21 protein-coding genes are annotated in these 18,480 nt (G+C 49.3%); 5 read left to right on the top strand and 16 right to left on the bottom strand.

Annotation, left to right across the window (positions count from 1 at the left end; translation table 11 throughout):
• Positions 1-59: 59 nt before the first annotated feature.
• Positions 60-395, bottom strand: a complete 336-nt coding sequence (locus tag ACKRAT_RS10610) for a TIGR04104 family putative zinc finger protein (RefSeq protein WP_411842389.1) — start codon at positions 393-395, stop codon at positions 60-62.
• A gap of 109 nt (positions 396-504) precedes the next feature.
• On the opposite strand from ACKRAT_RS10610, the gene ACKRAT_RS10615 reads away from it, so the two are divergent.
• Positions 505-2,025: an aldehyde dehydrogenase family protein gene (locus ACKRAT_RS10615; RefSeq protein ID WP_411842390.1), complete on the top strand. Its 1,521-nt coding sequence runs from the start codon at positions 505-507 to the stop codon at positions 2,023-2,025.
• Between the two features lies 1 nt (position 2,026).
• Positions 2,027-2,365 carry a DUF779 domain-containing protein gene (locus tag ACKRAT_RS10620; protein ID WP_411842391.1) on the top strand — a complete coding sequence of 113 codons (339 nt, stop codon included), beginning with the start codon at positions 2,027-2,029 and terminating at the stop codon, positions 2,363-2,365.
• 209 nt (positions 2,366-2,574) lie between these two features.
• Here the strand turns inward: ACKRAT_RS10620 and ACKRAT_RS10625 are convergent, their stop codons facing one another.
• Positions 2,575-2,877: an MTH1187 family thiamine-binding protein gene (locus ACKRAT_RS10625; RefSeq protein ID WP_411842392.1), complete on the bottom strand. Its 303-nt coding sequence runs from the start codon at positions 2,875-2,877 to the stop codon at positions 2,575-2,577.
• 112 nt (positions 2,878-2,989) lie between these two features.
• On the opposite strand from ACKRAT_RS10625, the gene ACKRAT_RS10630 reads away from it, so the two are divergent.
• Positions 2,990-3,181, top strand: coding sequence for a hypothetical protein (locus tag ACKRAT_RS10630; protein WP_411842393.1), 192 nt, complete (start codon positions 2,990-2,992; stop codon positions 3,179-3,181).
• Positions 3,182-3,216: 35 nt separating this feature from the next.
• Here ACKRAT_RS10630 and ACKRAT_RS10635 read toward each other — a convergent pair whose 3' ends face one another.
• The 7 genes from ACKRAT_RS10635 to ACKRAT_RS10665 form a co-directional block, all read right to left on the bottom strand.
• On the bottom strand, positions 3,217-4,356 hold the full coding sequence (locus tag ACKRAT_RS10635) for a CapA family protein (protein ID WP_411842394.1): 1,140 nt from the start codon (positions 4,354-4,356) through the stop codon (positions 3,217-3,219).
• 20 nt (positions 4,357-4,376) lie between these two features.
• A complete protein-coding gene (locus tag ACKRAT_RS10640) occupies positions 4,377-5,252 on the bottom strand; it encodes a DNA-3-methyladenine glycosylase family protein (protein ID WP_411842395.1) in 876 nt (291 codons plus the stop codon).
• Positions 5,249-6,142, bottom strand: a complete 894-nt coding sequence (locus ACKRAT_RS10645; RefSeq protein ID WP_411842396.1) for a M23 family metallopeptidase — start codon at positions 6,140-6,142, stop codon at positions 5,249-5,251. The genes ACKRAT_RS10640 and ACKRAT_RS10645 overlap by 4 nt, the downstream gene beginning before the upstream one ends.
• Positions 6,143-6,192: 50 nt before the next feature.
• Positions 6,193-7,116: an ABC transporter substrate-binding protein gene (locus ACKRAT_RS10650; protein ID WP_411842397.1), complete on the bottom strand. Its 924-nt coding sequence runs from the start codon at positions 7,114-7,116 to the stop codon at positions 6,193-6,195.
• Positions 7,117-7,243: 127 nt separating this feature from the next.
• The gene (locus ACKRAT_RS10655; RefSeq protein WP_411842398.1) at positions 7,244-7,636 is read right to left on the bottom strand and encodes a hypothetical protein; all 393 of its coding nucleotides are present in this window, start codon (positions 7,634-7,636) and stop codon (positions 7,244-7,246) included.
• A 12-nt stretch (positions 7,637-7,648) separates the two neighbouring features.
• Positions 7,649-8,212: a VanZ family protein gene (locus ACKRAT_RS10660; RefSeq protein ID WP_411842399.1), complete on the bottom strand. Its 564-nt coding sequence runs from the start codon at positions 8,210-8,212 to the stop codon at positions 7,649-7,651.
• Positions 8,213-8,227: 15 nt separating this feature from the next.
• Entirely contained in the window at positions 8,228-9,979 is a 1,752-nt protein-coding gene (locus ACKRAT_RS10665; protein ID WP_411842400.1) for an ABC transporter ATP-binding protein, read from the bottom strand.
• Between the two features lie 89 nt (positions 9,980-10,068).
• On the opposite strand from ACKRAT_RS10665, the gene ACKRAT_RS10670 reads away from it, so the two are divergent.
• Positions 10,069-10,968: an ABC transporter ATP-binding protein gene (locus ACKRAT_RS10670; protein WP_411842401.1), complete on the top strand. Its 900-nt coding sequence runs from the start codon at positions 10,069-10,071 to the stop codon at positions 10,966-10,968.
• A complete protein-coding gene (locus ACKRAT_RS10675) occupies positions 10,961-12,184 on the top strand; it encodes an ABC transporter permease (protein ID WP_411842402.1) in 1,224 nt (407 codons plus the stop codon). The genes ACKRAT_RS10670 and ACKRAT_RS10675 overlap by 8 nt, the downstream gene beginning before the upstream one ends.
• A 150-nt stretch (positions 12,185-12,334) precedes the next feature.
• Here ACKRAT_RS10675 and nagB read toward each other — a convergent pair whose 3' ends face one another.
• The 7 genes from nagB to ACKRAT_RS10710 all read right to left on the bottom strand — a co-directional run bounded on the left by nagB (position 12,335) and on the right by ACKRAT_RS10710 (position 18,476).
• Entirely contained in the window at positions 12,335-13,057 is a 723-nt protein-coding gene (gene nagB, locus ACKRAT_RS10680) for a glucosamine-6-phosphate deaminase (protein WP_411842403.1), read from the bottom strand.
• A 144-nt stretch (positions 13,058-13,201) separates the two neighbouring features.
• The gene (locus ACKRAT_RS10685; protein WP_411842404.1) at positions 13,202-13,798 is read right to left on the bottom strand and encodes a pyroglutamyl-peptidase I; all 597 of its coding nucleotides are present in this window, start codon (positions 13,796-13,798) and stop codon (positions 13,202-13,204) included.
• A gap of 108 nt (positions 13,799-13,906) precedes the next feature.
• Positions 13,907-14,677 carry a putative hydro-lyase gene (locus tag ACKRAT_RS10690; RefSeq protein WP_411842405.1) on the bottom strand — a complete coding sequence of 257 codons (771 nt, stop codon included), beginning with the start codon at positions 14,675-14,677 and terminating at the stop codon, positions 13,907-13,909.
• 14 nt (positions 14,678-14,691) lie between these two features.
• The gene (locus ACKRAT_RS10695; RefSeq protein ID WP_411842406.1) at positions 14,692-15,906 is read right to left on the bottom strand and encodes an NRAMP family divalent metal transporter; all 1,215 of its coding nucleotides are present in this window, start codon (positions 15,904-15,906) and stop codon (positions 14,692-14,694) included.
• Between the two features lie 18 nt (positions 15,907-15,924).
• On the bottom strand, positions 15,925-16,683 hold the full coding sequence (locus tag ACKRAT_RS10700; protein ID WP_411842407.1) for a LamB/YcsF family protein: 759 nt from the start codon (positions 16,681-16,683) through the stop codon (positions 15,925-15,927).
• Between the two features lie 19 nt (positions 16,684-16,702).
• Positions 16,703-18,046, bottom strand: coding sequence for an acetyl-CoA carboxylase biotin carboxylase subunit (gene accC / locus ACKRAT_RS10705; RefSeq protein WP_411842408.1), 1,344 nt, complete (start codon positions 18,044-18,046; stop codon positions 16,703-16,705).
• 1 nt (position 18,047) lies between these two features.
• Positions 18,048-18,476: an acetyl-CoA carboxylase biotin carboxyl carrier protein gene (locus ACKRAT_RS10710; RefSeq protein ID WP_411842409.1), complete on the bottom strand. Its 429-nt coding sequence runs from the start codon at positions 18,474-18,476 to the stop codon at positions 18,048-18,050.
• Positions 18,477-18,480: the final 4 nt, after the last annotated feature.

Below are 18,480 nucleotides of genomic sequence, written 5' to 3' on the forward strand. Positions count from 1 at the left end.
TTCAACTTTTTTATCTTAACACAGTGAGGGAGATAATCAAGCTGGCTGCAGAAGGCGGCTCATTTGTAATGATATCGCTTGAATCTTACGGTAAAAGGCAGAAAGATCACAAGATAGATCGCAAGCAATGCGATACTGAGCATTATGGAAATGCCGGCCGGCAGATGCATCACCGGTATCAATAAGAACACCATCAGTGCGACACCGATTACTGCGATGTAATCATATAAAATTGTAAGTGTTGACGGTTCTATGTATTCCCGGCATTCCGGGCATTTTATTCTCGTTCTCGGTTTTAATGCATAACCGAATAACTTCTGTTTGTACGTCCATTCATGATTACAAAAAGGGCATTTCCCCATTCCCTTCACTCCTAATCTCAGTCTCTTTTTCATTATAAAGGTAATTGCCTCCTTCACCAAGTTTCCTCATCAGTATGAAAGCCTTTACAAAAGACAGACTATTCGGATAAAATTGAGTTATAACGATTAGGGGGTATGACAGATGGTATTCGAATTTCCAAACAAAGAGAACGCGAAGTACAAAGTCAAAAAGCAGTATGAGAACTACATTGGGGGAGAATGGGTCCCGCCTGCAGGCGGCCAGTATTTTGACAATGAGTCGCCCGTCATCGGCAAGGCCGTATCAAAAGTGCCGCGCTCTACAAAAGAAGACGTCGACAAAGCAGTCGCTGCCGCGCATGAGGCCCAAAAATCATGGGGGGAAACATCACCGACGGAACGCAGTAACATATTACTTAAAATCGCCGACCGCATAGAACAAAACCTTGAGGAACTGGCTGTGCTGGAAACGTTTGAAAATGGCAAGGCGGTCCGTGAGACGTTAAATGCCGACCTGCCGCTTGTCGTCGACCACTACAGATATTTCGCCGGTGCCATCCGGGCACAGGAAGGGGGAATTTCCCAAATTGATAATGACACGGTCGCCTATCATTACCATGAACCGCTGGGCGTCGTTGGACAGATCATTCCATGGAACTTCCCGCTGCTCATGGCGACATGGAAACTGGCACCGGCCCTGGCAGCCGGGAACTCCGTAGTACTCAAACCCGCTGAACAGACACCGTCGACGATTCTGCATCTGATGGAACTGGTCGGGGATCTGATTCCAAAAGGTGTCGTCAACATCGTCAACGGGTTTGGCTCGGAAGCCGGTCAGGCACTGGCAACACACGATAAAATAAATAAAATCGCGTTTACCGGTGAAACGACGACAGGACGGATCATCATGCAGAATGCCAGCCAGAACATCATTCCGGTTACGCTGGAGCTCGGGGGGAAATCACCGAACATATTCGCAAAAGATGTCATGGATGCAGACGACGACTATTTGGATAAGGCCATCGAAGGGCTTGTAATGTTCGCACTGAACCAGGGCGAAGTATGTACATGTCCATCACGTGCTCTGGTCCATGAAGATATTTATGATGAATTCATGAAACGGGTCATCGAACGGGTTGAAAAAATCCAGGTGGGCAATCCATTCGATGAAAATACGATGATGGGCGCACAGACTTCCAAAGAGCAGAAAGAGAAAATCAATTCCTATCTGGATATCGGAAGAAAAGAAGGGGCGGAAATATTAACCGGCGGAAATATCAAAGAAGTGGATGGAGATATTGAAGGCGGCTATTACTTCGAACCGACAATCTTCAAAGGCGACAATACGATGAGAATCTTCCAGGAGGAAATCTTCGGGCCGGTACTCGCTGTGGCAACATACAAGGATGATGATGAAGCCATCGCAATGGCAAACGATACACTGTATGGCCTCGGTGCCGGCGTGTGGACCCGTTCGCAAAACAAAGCATACAGGTTCGGACGTGCAATCCAGGCAGGCCGTGTATGGGTGAACACTTACCACGACTACCCTGCCCACGCTGCATTCGGTGGCTACAAAATGAGTGGTATCGGCCGCGAAAACCACTTGATGATGCTCAGCCATTATCAGCAGACTAAAAACCTGCTTGTAAGCTACAGCGAATCTCCAAAAGGGTTCTTCTAAAATGGAAACGCTGAGTACTATCGATGCGACGGAAGCGGCCAGATCTCTTATCAGGGAATTGAAAGAAGAACATGGCAGCCTTATCTTCCACCAGTCCGGAGGCTGCTGTGATGGTTCAAGCCCAATGTGCTTCAGGGAAGGCACGATGATCATCGGAGATGCCGATGTCAAGCTGGGTGAGGTTGAAGGTGTTCCATTCTATATGCATCATAGACAATATGAATATTGGAAACATACACGTCTGACACTAGACGTCGTAGAAGGCATCGGGGGGATGTTCAGCATAGAAGGTCCCCGCGGTGTCAGATTCCATATTCGCAGCGAACCGATTAATGGTTAGACTTTGATAGATAATTTGTGGAAACCGGGGAAATCCCGGTTTCTTTTTATTGGACGGATTTAATCCGGAGTGCCCTGCATGGCGCCATACTGCCCGGATAACGGGACCGATAGCACCGTTTATCGGCCTGCATCCCTCAAAACGAAGTTCCGGTTAAAAAATGACCCGGAACACTTGTCCCGGGTCATTCCGCTTTCCTTTGAAAGCTATTACTCTTCGTCAAACTCGTAGTAGTCTGAAAGAATATTTTTGATTTTGATCGGTTTTTCGGATTGGATAAGTTTAATGTTGGAAATAACCTGATCGCAGCCTTCATTTTCGAGATGGCTGTTAAGTTTTTTAACCAGGTTCATCAACTCATCAATAGAACCTTCGACTGTCGTTTCCATCGGACCGACAAAATGTGTCAGACCGCTTTCTTCGATGATTTCGATTGCTCCGGGTACATGGGAATGATGGTCGCTCGTCTGAGGATGGTGCGGTAATAGCTGAATGCCCATAATATAGTTCATACTCTTTTCCTCCTAGCTAATAGTTCTATCACTTTCTATTTTATGATAACATTAGGGTAAGCGCTTTTAAAGTGATTGGAGTATGCACATACCGATCAGAAGGAGTTATAAAATGAATTTTCAAGCTATAAAATGGCTGAACTTTATATTGACCGTCGTTGCCTTATTCGCGGTTTACATATTTTTAAACGAAAAACTGGATCCCCCATTCGATACGTTCCTCATCGTTGCGCTTATCATTGTGGGCCTGCTTTCCCTCGTACCTGTGTTCCGGAATACCGGCAAAAGTAATAACGGCGAATAAAACTGCGGGCCCTCGCTAAAGGACCCGCAGTTTTTTTATTCCAAGTATTCCATGATTTCCACCTGGTCCGAGTACTCTGTCATATGGGTGCTGACATCCTCATAGACCAAATCCGCGTCTTCCAGTCCGTAGTTCTCCGCGTCAGCAAGGGGAACCAGCTGGAAATTATCATATTCCTGACTGGACACATATGTCGGCATGAATCTGACGTTGTCCACACTCGTTTCCCCGGCCTGTTTCTTAACATCAAACCCTATAATACCGCCGAGTTTCGTTTCCAGTGACTGCTGGGCACTGAAGAAGTTGCCGAGCGAATGAGCAATGACCGCTTCCCTGCCGTCTTCCGTCTCATTGATCTCGATCGGCTGCAGTACGTGGGGATGGTGGCCTAAAACCACATCTGCACCCCGCTCGGTCATCTCAAGCGCCTGCTGCCTGTGTTCTTCTCTCGGGTATTCTTCATACTCCACGCCCTGGTGCATGCTGACAACGAGCAGATCGACTTTTTTGTCGAGCGCTTCGATATCTTCATAGACCGGGCTTGAATCGATCAGATTCACCAGATAATCCTTGCCTTCAGGGATCGGCATTCCATTTGTTCCGTATGTATACCCCACGAATCCGACTTTGATTCCATTCACTTCAAGTATTCTGTCCCGTTCGGCGTCTGCGGCACTTTTATTGGCACCGACGTATTCTATGCCTCTCTCTTCAAATACATCAATCGTCCGCAGTATACCGGCTTCCTTCTTGTCGAGCGTATGGTTGTTGGCATTTGAAACGATATCGGTTCCAAACGCTTCGAGCAGATCGGCCGCTTCAATCGGCGAGTTGAAATTCGGGTACCCGCTCAGGCCGAGCGCTTCCCCGCCAATGGGGGTCTCCTGATTCAAAAAGACGAGATCCTGTTTTTGCAGGTAAGGAGACACTTCCTCCACGCGGGATACAAAATCATAGCCGTCTTCCGTTTTGACATCCTCATACAGATGATCATGGATCAGCACATCTCCAGCCGCCCCGAAAGAAAAGCTCTGGACGAAATGTTCTGCAATGATCGCTTCCACCGAGTCCGGTTCCAGCTGTGTCATTTCCTTATCAAAATTCTCATTTGGACCATCATCCGAGAGGCCGCCAAAAATTCCGAGGAATAAAAATATTGGTAATAAAAACTTCATGTTGTCCCTCCTTCAAATCCTCATCCGAGTATCCGCCACGTATAAAGTGTCGCGTATGTTCCGAACGCGCCCCATTCACTCATGATTTTTTCCATATAGGCACGATCCGGCTTATCATCCAGCTGATCCGTAATTTTGAATGCATTCCTCAATCCCGCGTCGCCGACCGGGATGGCGTGCCTGAACTTGATCGTCCGCATTAAAACGACGTTGGCACTCCACGGGCCGATGCCCTTCACTTTTGTCAGATGCGCTTTCGCTGCGTCATAATGCTCGAAGCTCTGTAAATATTCTTTGGACAATTCACCGTCTATGATTCCCTGGGCACAGTTTCTGATGTATTCCGCCTTCCTGGTGGAAATCTGCATTTCCCGCATCTCTTTAACACTCAGTGTAAGCAGCTCTTCGGCCGAAGGCATCAGCCGGTACTGCTCCCCCTCGTATTCGACAGAGTGATTGAAATGTTCGACGAGGCGCCTTTTGAGCGCAAAAGCAAACTTCATATTAATCTGCTGGCCGATGATCGACCAGACCAGCACATCGACAATATCGACATAGGCAAGCATGCGGAAACCGTGTAACCGCTGCGTCACTTCCCTGAGACGCGCATTCCCGCCCGCAAATTTGTAAAACCGGTTCAGGTCATAGTCGAGATCGAACCAGTCGGTGACATATGCTGCAACTACCTTCTCTTCCACCCCTTCATTATAGAGGATTTCAACATTGACGGAATCCGGTTCCGCACTTTCCGACAGTTCGAATAAAACCCGCCTGCCGTCAAAACTTTCCGCTTTTCTCACTTTTTGGTCCACAGTCGTATAGAGGCAGTCATCCTGCACTGCCATGAAATCATACATTATCCGATAGTCGAGGGGCCCGTTGGCACGCAGAATCATATTCTCGTCCGGCCCTTCACGGTATCCCCCTGCTTCGGTTCCCTGCCGTCGGCAAATTGTATCCGGATGGAATCCGCTTCATAAGGGTGGGAGCCGTTCATGACATGGAAATGCAGATGGGGCGTATCCGATGCCCCACTGTTGCCGCATTGGGCAAGTTTATGCCCCCATTCCACTTCATCTCCGACTTCCACCGTGATGGAATGTTCCCTCAGATGTGCAAGCATTGTATATTCATTATAACCGTGCTCCAAAATGATGCAGTTGCCTTCAGGGGACACCGAATTCATCCTGTGCGGTTCGTTGTCCTCCACGTCCTTTATGACATGGACCACCTTGCCCGCCCTCGGAGCAACAACATCCTCGCCGAACGCATGATAGGATAATAACTGCTGCGGATCTCCGCTGCAGGCAGCGCCATCTTCTTTTTTTATAAAGTCATAGGCATATCTCTGATGCTTATGGGAGTAGTGGTAATTGAGGAAACTGTCATTTCCGCCCCACAGCACAAACCATTCTCCTGTAAACGGCACTCTGTAGCTGTTTATCGTGACTTCCCTGTCCGAATCGAATTTTTCATAGATGTCGAATTGTATCCCGATGATTTCGCCTGCATTATTAAACGCAGTGATAATCATTCTGCCACTTTCTTCAGCCACCCATTGATAGCGTTTTATTCCCGGTTCCAGCTGATTAGAGCCTTTCAGCGAAAATGTGCCTGCCCCATCATTGAAGTTTTCTGCAGATTTTACAAACTCGTCTTCTCCCATGCTTAAACGAAAATCTTTGACCGTCTGCCTGTAGATCCGGCCGAAGTTCCCCTGCGAGAAATGGAATCCGAACTCTTCCGGAAACACTTTGTCCTGGGCCATCTGATCATCTCCATCCATGTATTATTACCTTTATCATACAGAAAATAGGCATGCCCGTCACGGCATGCCTATTTTATACGCTCTATTATCTCTTTTGTCTGTTTCTCCACTGATATTAAGTCATTGAGCCTGAATGAGCCATAATCAAGCAGGATGACGTTATCCGGTGGCACACCCAGTGCCTCCGACACCGATTGCCGGACCCCGTCTCCTTCATCTTCCCTCACATTCACGAATACATAATCCGATTCTATGCCCTGAAGTCCTTCAAGTGTCCTGTGGCCGGCACCCTTCTCCTCCAGCTCGGCAGCAAGCGACTCATCGATCCCGAACTTGAGCACATCGTAGACGGCTTCCGTGCCGAAGCTTGTGTACTCGTCATATAAGTAGTAGCCGTCATCCTCTTTTGACAGCACCATGGCCGTCTGCCCGGAAACGATGTCCCCCGCCTGCCGCTGCAGCCGGGTCGATGCTTCCAGCCATTCATCCCCCAGTTTCTCGGCTTCTTCCTGTTTATTCAGAATCACACCCAGGGTGAACAGATGTGACAAATACAAGCGCTCTTTAAATGGACTGAATGCCGATGTACTGTAGTTCACCTGTACAGTCGGAGCGATTTCCTGATATTCAAACAGGTGCTCATCCGGCGTATAGGTGATAATCAGATCTGGATCCAGCGCCTTCAGCGCATCCAGATCCCCATGCTCCAGATATGTAATGTCTTCATCCAGAAACGCTTTGGCATATTCGCTCCGCCGGGCGATTTCATTCACTCCGGCCAAATTGCCGTCCAGAAGTTCGGCATTGCCCGCATCGATCCCCCGGAACAGTGCCACTCTTTTCGGATCGGCGGGAAGTTCTATCTCTTCACTGTGTTCTGTCATGATCTGCCTGATTTCGCCGTCTTCTGAAATCCCCGTTTCCCTGAAACTGCTGCAGGCGGACAGGAGCAGCACGGAAAGTGTCACAGTCATCATCAATTTCATCTTCATTTTCCCCACCACAAGTCTTTGTTTTCGAATTGGTGTTCATTATACACCAATCCTATCCCGGGTGAAATATCAGACATATTAAAAGGACCGGGCGATCCCCGGTCCTTCATGTAAAAATCAGCTTGGGCTATCCCACATTGCTTTCCTGTTCAGGCTCCAGATTCAGTTCTCTTGATCTATATTTATAAAGGAACTCTAAAAATCTGTCTATTCTTCCATCTGAGACACTTTTCATGCTGATTTCGATTTTTTCGCCGATCCAAATGTGAAGCATGGTCCCGACCATCAGCAGTTTTTCATGGCTGATTCCTGTAATGTCCTTGTACAGTACATCTCTGGTGTGAATCTCGTCTCCATCAACTTGGATTTTTATGAATAGACGATGCGTCGTCGGAATGATGGCACCGTAGAATTCATACCGGTCACCCTGCACATACTCAATCGTCCCGATCAGTTCGGGCCCCACAACTTCGTTCTCAAAAAGTTCTACGCCTTCCATATTTTTCAATTTTTTGTGCATAGTCCTTCCCCCTTAACGTTTGTGGTTTTCTTTACCCCGGACCAGCATTGAATAAACAATTCCAAATTTTACGAATATTGCGCCAATAAGCATGCCGGCAACCCCTCCGGCAGTATTGAGTATTAGATCATCTACGTTGGAAATCCGGCCGATCGGCAGCATATATTGAAGGAATTCTATGAATATTGAAATCAGAAACGCTGAAACCACCGTTAAAAATGCTCTGCGGATCAGCAGGTACAGGAAGAATCCCAAAGGTACAAACAAAAGGATGTTCATCAGCAGTGAATTGATGATCGCTCTTGTCGTTGCGTATTCCCAAGTTTCGATTATGCTCAGAAACGGAATGAAGGAAGTGACTTTTTCCGGGTTGTCACTCGGCAGCAAAGTGAGCAGGAAAATGCCGAGGAGCGTCATCACCAAACCTACATAGGTCAGGTAATTGATGATTTTCTTTGCGTCATCCAGCTTGTATCCACTCTTCCTGTTGATGGATACAGTGATAAATATGACGGCAAAGAATAATATGATAAAAATAGGGATTACCGGTTTGAAAGCATTATATAATTCGTACATATCCAGTCCTCTTATCTATTCGCCAAATTGTTGTTCTGTAAATATCCTATACATCTCGTGAGTCCCCATCAGCTCGCTGTGCGTTCCGCTTCCCGTCAGATATCCATTGTCGATGAAGAATATATTATCTGAGTTTACAACAGTGGACAGCCTGTGTGCAATCACCAGCACAGTACGGCCCTCCATCAATTCATCCAGCGCTTCCTGGACAAACCGTTCCGACCGGGAATCCAGACTTGCCGTCGCTTCATCCAGCATGAGCAGCTTCGGATTTTTCAGGAAGGCACGGGCAATGCCGATACGCTGTCTCTGTCCGCCCGAGAGTTTCACCCCGCGTTCGCCGACCTGGGTATCGAGGCCGTCTTCGAGTTCATCGATGAATTCCCTGGCGTAGGATTTCTCCACTGCCGCTTCCACTTCTTGTTGTGTATACGCCGCATCAGTCAGGCCGTATGTGATGTTGTCGAGGATCGTCCCTGAAATGATCGAACTTTCCTGGGCGACATACCCGATATTGCGTCTCAGCGTCTCGAGGGGGATCCGCCGGATGTCCACCCCATCAATTTCAATCGACCCGCCGTCCACATCATAATACCTTTCAATCAGTGCAAAAATGGTGGATTTCCCGCTTCCGCTCGGACCGACGAAAGCGACTTTCTGATTTTTTCCGGCAAAAAAGCCAATGCCGTTCAAAACGGTACTGTCTTTCTGATAGCCGAAATGCACGTCTTTGAATGCCAGACTGCTGAACTGAAGTGTGTCACCCGGCGGGACTTCTGCGGCATTCGCTTCCTCCGGTCTGTCCAATATCCCGATGATTCTGTCCGTGGCGCCGAGGGCTTTATTATACTCGGTGAAAAACATGGCGAACATCGTCATCGGCATGATGATCTGGAACAGGTACAGAAGGAAGGCGACCATCGTACCGATCGTCAACGTTCCTTCAGCCACACGCAGACCGCCGTAGCCGATGATGAGTATGATGACGAACATCATGACCGTACTCATGATCGGAGACAGGAATGCATTGATCACCGCTTCCTTCATGCCGTACTTATACAGACTCCGGATGCCCGTACGCCCTTTTTCCCTTTCATAGGGTTCACCGTTGAATGACTTCATCAATCTGATTTCACTTAAAGTCTCCTGGATGCTTCCTGTGAATTCCGCCGTTTCATCCTGCAGCTTCCTTGATATTTTACTCATTTTCCTGCCCAGCGGAAGTATGACCGCAATCGAGACCGGCACCGACACGAACATGATCAGCGACATGCGCCAGTCCAGGACGAATAAAATGACGACGGAACCGGCGACGGACATGATCCCGCCGATGAGCTGGGGGAAATGGCTGGTAATCAGATTTTTGATGATGGCAGTATCATTGACCACCCTGCTGACGGATTCCCCGCTTTTGGTCTGATCGAAATAGCTTACCGGAAGTTTTAAAAATTTGTCCCAGACAATTTCCCTGAGCCTTAAAATGACCGTCTGCCCGACTCTGGCCAGCATGTAATAGCTGATGCCGTCGAGCACCGCACTCAGCAGGAACACAGAGATGATCAGAACGACAAGTCCCGTTGAAAACATGTCGGTATTGAATCCGTCGATGAAACTCTGCGTCAGCAATGGAACGATCAGACTGCCGATAGTACCGAATAATGTCAGGACGACCGCAAAGATGAACATTCCCCTATTCAGTTGTGTCCGCTTGATCAGATGCATGAAATCTGTAAACGACGCAAATTTTTCCGTTTCTTTATTTTCCATTTTAACGACTCCAATTTTTCATTCTATTATATAGTAACATCGCAGTTTCCATTATGGTAAAATCAATGTTAAGAAAAGGGGGAAATCATATGTCACTTGAACTCAATAACCTCACCAAGACATTCAATGATAACACAGCAGTTAATGACATTAATCTCACCGTACCTGCGGGCAGCATGTACGGATTCCTGGGTGGAAATGGTGCAGGCAAGACGACGACATTCCGGATGATTCTCGGATTGTTGAAACAGACGGAAGGCAGCATCACCTATAACGGCAAACCGATCGACTACAGCGTAACGAACCGCATCGGCTACCTGCCTGAAGAGCGGGGCCTGCATCCGAAGCTCAAAGTCGATGAACAGATCCGCTATCTTGCCCAGCTGAAGGGCATGTCCAAGCGCGACATCGATGTAAAGCTGGACGAATGGCTGGAGCGGTTCGAGGTTCCGGAAAACCGTAACAAACGGATCGAAAAGCTTTCCAAAGGGAACCAGCAGAAGATCCAGCTGATCGCTTCAATTATACACGAACCCGATCTCATCATCCTGGACGAACCATTCAGCGGACTCGACCCGGTCAATGTGGAAATATTGAAGAAATCGGTGAAGGATCTCAACAGAAAGGGTGCCACGATCATCTTCAGCACCCACCGCATGGAACACGTCGAAGAAATGTGCGAAGAGCTCTGCATCCTCAATCGCGGTGCCCAGGTCGTCAGTGGAAACATCGACCAGATCAAGAGCGATTTCGGGCAGAAAGAGATCATTATCGAAGGGGACCATGATGTGTCATTTCTCAAGCAGATGCCCGGTGTCCTCGATATGAAGCAGGTCAGAAAGAAGACGACATTGAAAATTGCGGATGAACAGTTTGCCGAACCGGTCTACAATGAAGTTGTGAAGCTCGGATACTTCAAGAGATTCCAGGTGAAGGAACCGTCGCTCAACGATATTTTCATTTCGAAAGTAGGTCGGACATATGAGTAAATTCATGACAACATTCCTGCAGACATACATTTCCAAAGTCAGGGCAAAATCATTCATCATCAGTACGCTCATCATCGTCCTGCTCATATTCCTGGCGGCAAACATCGATAAGATCATCGATGCCTTCGACTCGAGCGAGGAAGTGACGACGCTTCAGGTCGACGCGGAAGAGGCGCAGTATACAGCAATAGAATCAATGTTCGAATCGATGGATTCCGATTTCAACATCGAACCGTACGACGGCGGAGACGCACCGGAAGCGGGGGCTCTATTGACACTGGAAGGGACCGATCCGCTGTCCTTTACGGTATCCGCTGAAAACGACCTGCCTGAAGGGCAGAAAAATGACATCGAAGTTGCTTTGGCCGAAGTCCAGCGCATGAATACCGTGCAGGCGCTCAACCTCTCCCCTGAAGATACGGAGAAGCTCGGTGCGGCACCGGATATCAATTATGATATCGCTTCGGAGGAAGCGGGAGCGGATGAGGATGAAGCATCCGCTGCCGAGATGAATCCGCTCAACAGCATCATCTTCTATGTCACGGTCATCATCATGTTCTTCATCATCATCAACTACGCCAGCCAGATCGGAACGGAGATCGCGATGGAGAAAACGTCACGCGTCATCGAAATGATCGTGTCCAGCGTACCGCCGGTGACCCATCTGCTCGCTAAAATCGCGGCGATGATTTCAGTCAGCCTGACCCAGCTCCTCGTATTCGTCATTGCGGTCGTCGCTGCGATCCAGCTGTTCGACTTCAACAATCTGATTTCCGAATTCGGACTGGAATCAAATGACCAGACCGTCATTCTGGCCGCCTATTCACTGGTCTATCTCATACTGGGTCTGGTGCTCTACCTTTCCATTTCAGCACTGCTCGGATCATTCATCAGCAGAATGGAAGACCTTCAGCAGGCACTGCTGCCCGTTACGATGTTTTCACTGATCGGGTTCTATATCGCGATCTTCAACATCTGGGCCACAGAGAATATGCTCGTCATCGTGACCAGCTATATTCCGCCATTCACCCCATTCGTCATGCCTTTGAGGGCCATGCATGCAGATACCGGCCAGTTGACACTGCTGATCGGTGTCCTGATCCTGCTCGTCAGCATCGTGATCGTCATATGGCTCGCTGCAAGCATCTACAGAAACAGTGTATTATCCACGGATAAAGGGATACTGAAAAACCTGAAGAGAATCCGAAGAGAATAATTTAACCAGAAATGGGAAGGCCGCCGGCCTTCCCATTTTTGTCATTCAGACGTTTTTGTCCATTCCCACCCGCTTTTTCATATGGATACCGCAATCCGCAAACAAACAGAAGAAAACCCTCCGCATATGCGGAGGGCCGGTCTGCAAACTCTACAGCTCGATATCTTCTATATCTGTAATGACCGTCACATCAGGGTGGCGCTGTAATATGGATGCCGGGACATCTTCAGTGATTTCGCCGTGAATCATATTCCTGAGTGCCTGTTTTTTCCCTTCGCCTGAAGCGAGCAGCAGAATGCTTTTGGCATTCATGATCGTGCCGAGCCCCATGGATACAGCTTTTGTCGGAACATCTTCAGTTTTTTCGAAGAATCTCGCGTTATCCTGGATCGTCGTTTCTGTGAGGTCCACGACATGCGTTCCGGATTCAAACGAAGTGCCCGGTTCATTGAATGCGATATGTGCATTTCTTCCGATGCCTAAAACCTGCAGGTCCACGCCGCCCAGGTCTTCGATCATTGCATCATATGCGGATGTTTCAGCATCCAGGTCTGCAGCAGCACCGTCAGGCAGTTTTGTATTTTCAAGTGGAATATTCACTTTATCAAAGAAAATCTCTCTCATATAATAATGATAGCTCTGTGTATCTTCCGGAGACAACCCGACATACTCATCGAGATTCACCGTGTAGACATGTGACAGGTCCACATTGCTCTTATTCAGCTTATCCGCAAGATATTCATACATTTTTTCAGGTGTTGACCCTGTCGCCAGTCCAAGTACCAGCCTGTCCGATCCGGTGATCTTGTCAAAAACCACCTCTGCTGCCTTCATGCTCATTTCATCATAATCTTTTGCTTTAGCCAGTTCCATAAAGCGCCTCCAAGTATTCAACAGTTTAAGTGATGTATTCCAAAACATCCTGTGTTTGGATATTTCAAATGCATTTAAAATTATATTAGCATGAAAACTATTGGAAAACTAGGAAATTGCTATTTTATTCACAAATTATTTCAATTAAATTTTTTCTATGATCGTCCGGACAGCCTGCGTGATATCTTCCTGTGACCAGCTTGGTACGTCGAGTTCCGTGCCGATTTCATGGTGTGCCGGTACGTGGATGAATCCGGCTCTGATATCCAGTTGATTCGTCTGGATGTAGCTGAGTGCCGAATACATCACATTGTTGCAGAGGTAGGTGCCGGCGGAGTTGGATATTCTGGCAGGAATCTCCCTTTCCTTTAATGCCGCTTCCAAATCCTTGATCGGCAGCGTGGAGAATAAACCATCCGGTCCGGCTGCATCTATCTTTTCCCCATCCGGATTGAAGCCGTCATTGTCCGGCCGGCCATCCACGCAATTGATCGCAATGCGTTCGATATCAATCGTATGCCGGCCGCCGGCAAGCCCCAGACAGACGACAACGTCCGGCTGTTCTTCCTTAATATCATTTGTAATCAATGCGTTTATTTCATCAAAGACAACGGGATATACCTTTCCTGTGATGAGATACTCCCCTATTTCCTGTCCATCCAGTTCATTGACTGCCGCTTCTGTCGGGTTTGATCTGAATTTGAGAAAGGGTTCGAAACCGGTAAGCAATATTTTCTTCATTGTTTTCCACCTCGTCAATTAATATTATTTTCAATGTATCAGATTAAAAGATGAAAAGCTCTCATCAGCAAATGAGAGCTTTTCCTTGAACCAATCTGTTCCATCATTCTATCTCTGCCTGTAATCGTCATTATCCAGATCAGTGACGAACATATGGCCCGGCGCATGGGTGATCATGATTGACGGCTTCGCATTCAGGGCCGCGTTCTGCGGCGTCACGCCGCATGCCCAGAATACCGGCGTTTCATTCTCACCGATGTCAATGGATTCTCCGTACTCCGGATGATCGATATCTTTAATTCCGATTTCCAGAGGATCTCCGAGGTGCACCGGTCCGCCGTGCATCTCGGGGAACTGCGCCGTGACATTGGCAACCGTCGCCACTTCGCTTTCATCAAACGGCCGCATTGAGACGACAAGCTCGCCGCTGAACACGCCGGCGGATTCTGTGGCGATGTTCGTCTTATACATGGCGACATTCCTGCCCTGTTCAATATGCTTGATATTGATGCCTTCATCCAGAACAGCCTGTTCGAATGTGAAGCTGCAGCCGATCAGGAATGTAACGAAATCATCCTGCCAGTAGTCGCTGATATCTTCTACAGTGTCCGTCAGTACACCGTCTTTGTAAATATTATACTTCGGTATGTCCGTCCGGATATCCGAACCTTCCGCAAACCGGCTCACTGCGCGGCCGTCTTCGATCACTTCAATGACCGGCACCGCCTTTTTATTGCGCATTGCATACAACAGAAAATCAAAAGCATACGCTTTCGGCAGGATGACCAGGTTCGCCTGGACTTTATTCCCCGCGGCACCTGAAGTGCTGCCGGTGAATGTGCCGCTTCTGATTGCTTCCCTCAACTGTTTACTGTCCAAATGGAATCCCTCCTCTAACTAGTCCATAGATCTGCGAGGCCCTGGAGTGACATCACGCCCGCTACAATGGTGATGATCACGGCGATAACGCCGAAGACGATCATCCATGTCGGGTGATGGTAATCACCGACGACCTTCTTGCGTCTTGAAGCAATGAGCACCGCGCCCAGAGTCAGCGGCAGGATCAGGCCGTTGAACGCACCGGCAAGGATGAGCAGTGCCACCGGCCGGCCGACGAATGTGAAGATTACGGTGGACACGACGATGAATGCCACAATCACCGTGTTGTTATGTTCATCGAAGAACTTATGCATCGATCTCAGGAATGACGCACTGGTATAGGCTGAACCGATGACTGAGGACAGCGCCGCGGCCACCAGGACGATACCGAAGATCTGCATGCCGATGTCACCGAGCGCAATCTGGAACACGGATGCCGGCGGGTTTTCCGGATCAAGCGCGAACCCCTGGGCAACGACACCGAGTACTGCCAGGAATAAAATGATGCGCATCAGACCCGTCGTCAGTATCCCGTAGTTGGCCGCCTTGCTTACGAAGTTGAGGTTCTCCCGCCCCGTCATGCCGGCTTCGATCAGTCTGTGGGCACCGGCGAATGTAATGTATCCGCCGACCGTCCCGCCGACCAGTGTAATGACCGGCACCACCAGGGACAGCGGATTTTCCGGTGCGATCGATCTCAGTGCCGCTTCGGCGTAAGGCGGGTTGGACTGGATCATGACATACGCTGTAATCAGAATCATCAATACGCCTAAGGACTGTGTAATCACATCCATTACTGCACGGCCGTTTTTCACCAGAAAGACGACAATGGCGATGATACCCGTGAGGGCTGCACCGATACGGACGTCCCAGCCGAATATCGCATTGAATCCGAGACCGGCGCCCGCAACGTTTCCGATATTAAAAGCGAATCCGCCCAGCACGATCATGAAGGCGACGACATTCCCAAGCCCCGGGAGCACGTCATTGGCGACATCCTGCCCCCTTTTTCCGGAGACGCTGAGGACGCGCCAAATATTCAGCTGTGCCCCAATATCAATGATGATCGACGCCAGGATGGCAAATGCAAAACTTGCCAGGAACTGTTCGGTAAACACCGCAGTCTGCGTCAGGAACGCCGGTCCGATCGAGGACGTTGCCATCAGGAAGACCGCTCCGAAGAGCAGCCGCCGCTGTGCAGCGGTTATTTTCGGTTTTTCATTGTTCATTTCCCCCACCCCTTTTAGTTACATCGTTTTTATTTCAATATCATTTTCGGCAAGCTGGCGCCGGATCTCTTTGACGAATTCCAGTGCTTTCGGCCCATCGCCGTGCACACAGATGCTGTCGGCCTGAATATCAATATCCTTGCCGCCCACACTCTCCACCTTGCCTTCTTTGACCATGCGGATGACGCGTTTCACCGCAATGTCGGTGTCCGTGATCATCGCGCCTTCCTTGCGTCTCGATACGAGCGTGCCGTCATCTTCATAGGCACGGTCGGCAAACACTTCATGTCTGACTTCGAGCCCGGCATCTTCCCCGGCCTGAACCAGGTTCTGGTTGGATAACCCCATCAGCTTGAGGTCCGGATTGTATTCCCTGACCGCTTCGGCGATTGTTTTGGCGAGCTCCTTATCGTTGAATGTCGCATTATAGAGCGCACCATGCGGCTTGACGTGATTCATTTCGATTCCGGCGATTCTGCAGAAACCGTCCAGCGCCCCCATCTGGTAGAGCATGATGCTTCTGACTTCCGGCATCGAGAGTGCCATGTATCTGCGGCCGAACCCCATCAGGTCCGGGTAGGCCGGATGCGCACCGATGCCCGTCGTCCCGCTTTTTTTGATCAGTTCCACCGTCTTTTGCATCACGGACGGGTCACTGGCGTGAAATCCGCAGGCCACATTCGCCGATGAAATCAGAGGAATGATCGCGTCGTCATTGCCGATTGTATAATTGCCGTAGCTCTCTCCCAAATCTGCATTCAAATCCACTGTAAACATACTGTCGACTCCCTTTCTATTAGATAATATGATTGCGTTCCAAAAACTTGATATCCACTGTATTATCCATATACTTCGGATGGTTCATCAAATAATGCTGAAAATCGAGTGTCGTATCGATCGGCGAAATCACCGTTTCCTCCAGGACGTGGCGCATCTTGCGGATCGCCGTCCCGCGGTCGCCGGCATGCGCAATGATCTTAGCGATCATCGAATCGTAATTCGGCGGAATCCGGTAGCCGGCGAAGATGTGCGTATCAATGCGGACCCCCTGGCCCAGGCCGAAGTGCAGCCGGTCGATTCTGCCCGGTGACGGCATGAACCCTTTTGAAGGATTTTCCGCATTGATTCTGCACTCGATCGCAAAACCGTTGATTTCAATGTCCGCCTGGCTGATGTCGAATGTATCGAACAGCGCAACTTCGATCTGCAGGCGGATGATATCGACGCCCGTAATCTGCTCGGACACGGTATGTTCCACCTGCACCCGCGTATTCATCTCTATGAAGTAGAACGCATCCTCTTCCTCGACATATAAGTATTCCACTGTACCGGCGCCGGCATACTTCAGTTTCCCGATCGCATCCGCCGTCTTTCCGGTAATGTATTCTCTCGAAGCCTCACTTAAAATGGCCGCCGGCGCTTCTTCGATCAGCTTCTGGTTATTCCGCTGGATGGAGCAGTCGCGTTCATACAGATGCACGGCATTCCCTTTGCCGTCACCGATGACCTGGACTTCAATATGCCGGGCCTTCGGTATGTACTTTTCTACATAGATCCGGTCATCATTGAACGCGTTTTTCGCTTCTTTTTTCGCGGCTTTGTACTGTTGCGCGAGGGTTTTTGCTTCCTGCACGAAACGCATGCCTTTTCCGCCGCCGCCCGAGACCGCCTTGATGACGATCGGGAAGCCAATCTCTTCTGCCACCGCCTTGACGTCTTCCAGACTTTCCACGATATCTTTACTTCCGGGGATGACGGGCACACCGGCTGCTTTCATCGTCTTTCTCGCCTCCGCCTTGTCCCCCATCCTTTTCATGATTTCAGAAGTGGGTCCGATGAATATGATTCCGGCTTCTTCGCAGCGCCGGGCAAATTCCGGTGCTTCGGATAAAAACCCGTAACCCGGATGGATGGCGTCCGCTCCTGATGCTTCCGCCGCTGCGAGAATGCGGTCGATATCAAGATAGCTTTCACTGCTTTTGGCCGGTCCGATGCAGATGGCTTCATCCGCCATGGTGACATGGAGGCTGTCGCGGTCCGCCGTCGAATACACAGCCACACTCGGGAGTGCCATCTCTTTCAACGTGCGTATAATCCTTACAGCAATTTCGCCGCGGTTGGCGATCAGTACTTTCTTCATGCTAGTCCTCCTTCGGCCGGATTGTGAGCAGCGGCTGGTCATACTCAACTGTTTCCCCGTTCTCAACGAGAATCTCTTCGACCACCCCGTCGATATCCGCTTCCACATCGTTGAACACTTTCATCGCTTCGATCAGACCGACCTGATCCCCGGCTGATACGGTATCGCCCGCTTCAACGAAATGCGCCTCGCTGTCTTCTTCCTTCTGCATATAAAACGTGCCGACCTGCGCCGCTTTCACCGTATGGAGCCCGCTGTCTGCATCGTTCTCTGCAGCACTGGCGCCAAGGCTCCCTGCTGCGGACTGCACTGCCACGCCCTCTCCCTTTGTCTCGATATGGACTTCCGTATCCATGTCGCCCACTCTGAGCACTTTAAGATCTTCCTCTTTTGCCAGTTTTATCAGTTCTCTGATTTTTTCTATATCCATCTCG

The organism is Salinicoccus sp. HZC-1, from assembly GCF_046736035.1.
In the GTDB taxonomy this organism is placed as follows: domain Bacteria; phylum Bacillota; class Bacilli; order Staphylococcales; family Salinicoccaceae; genus Salinicoccus.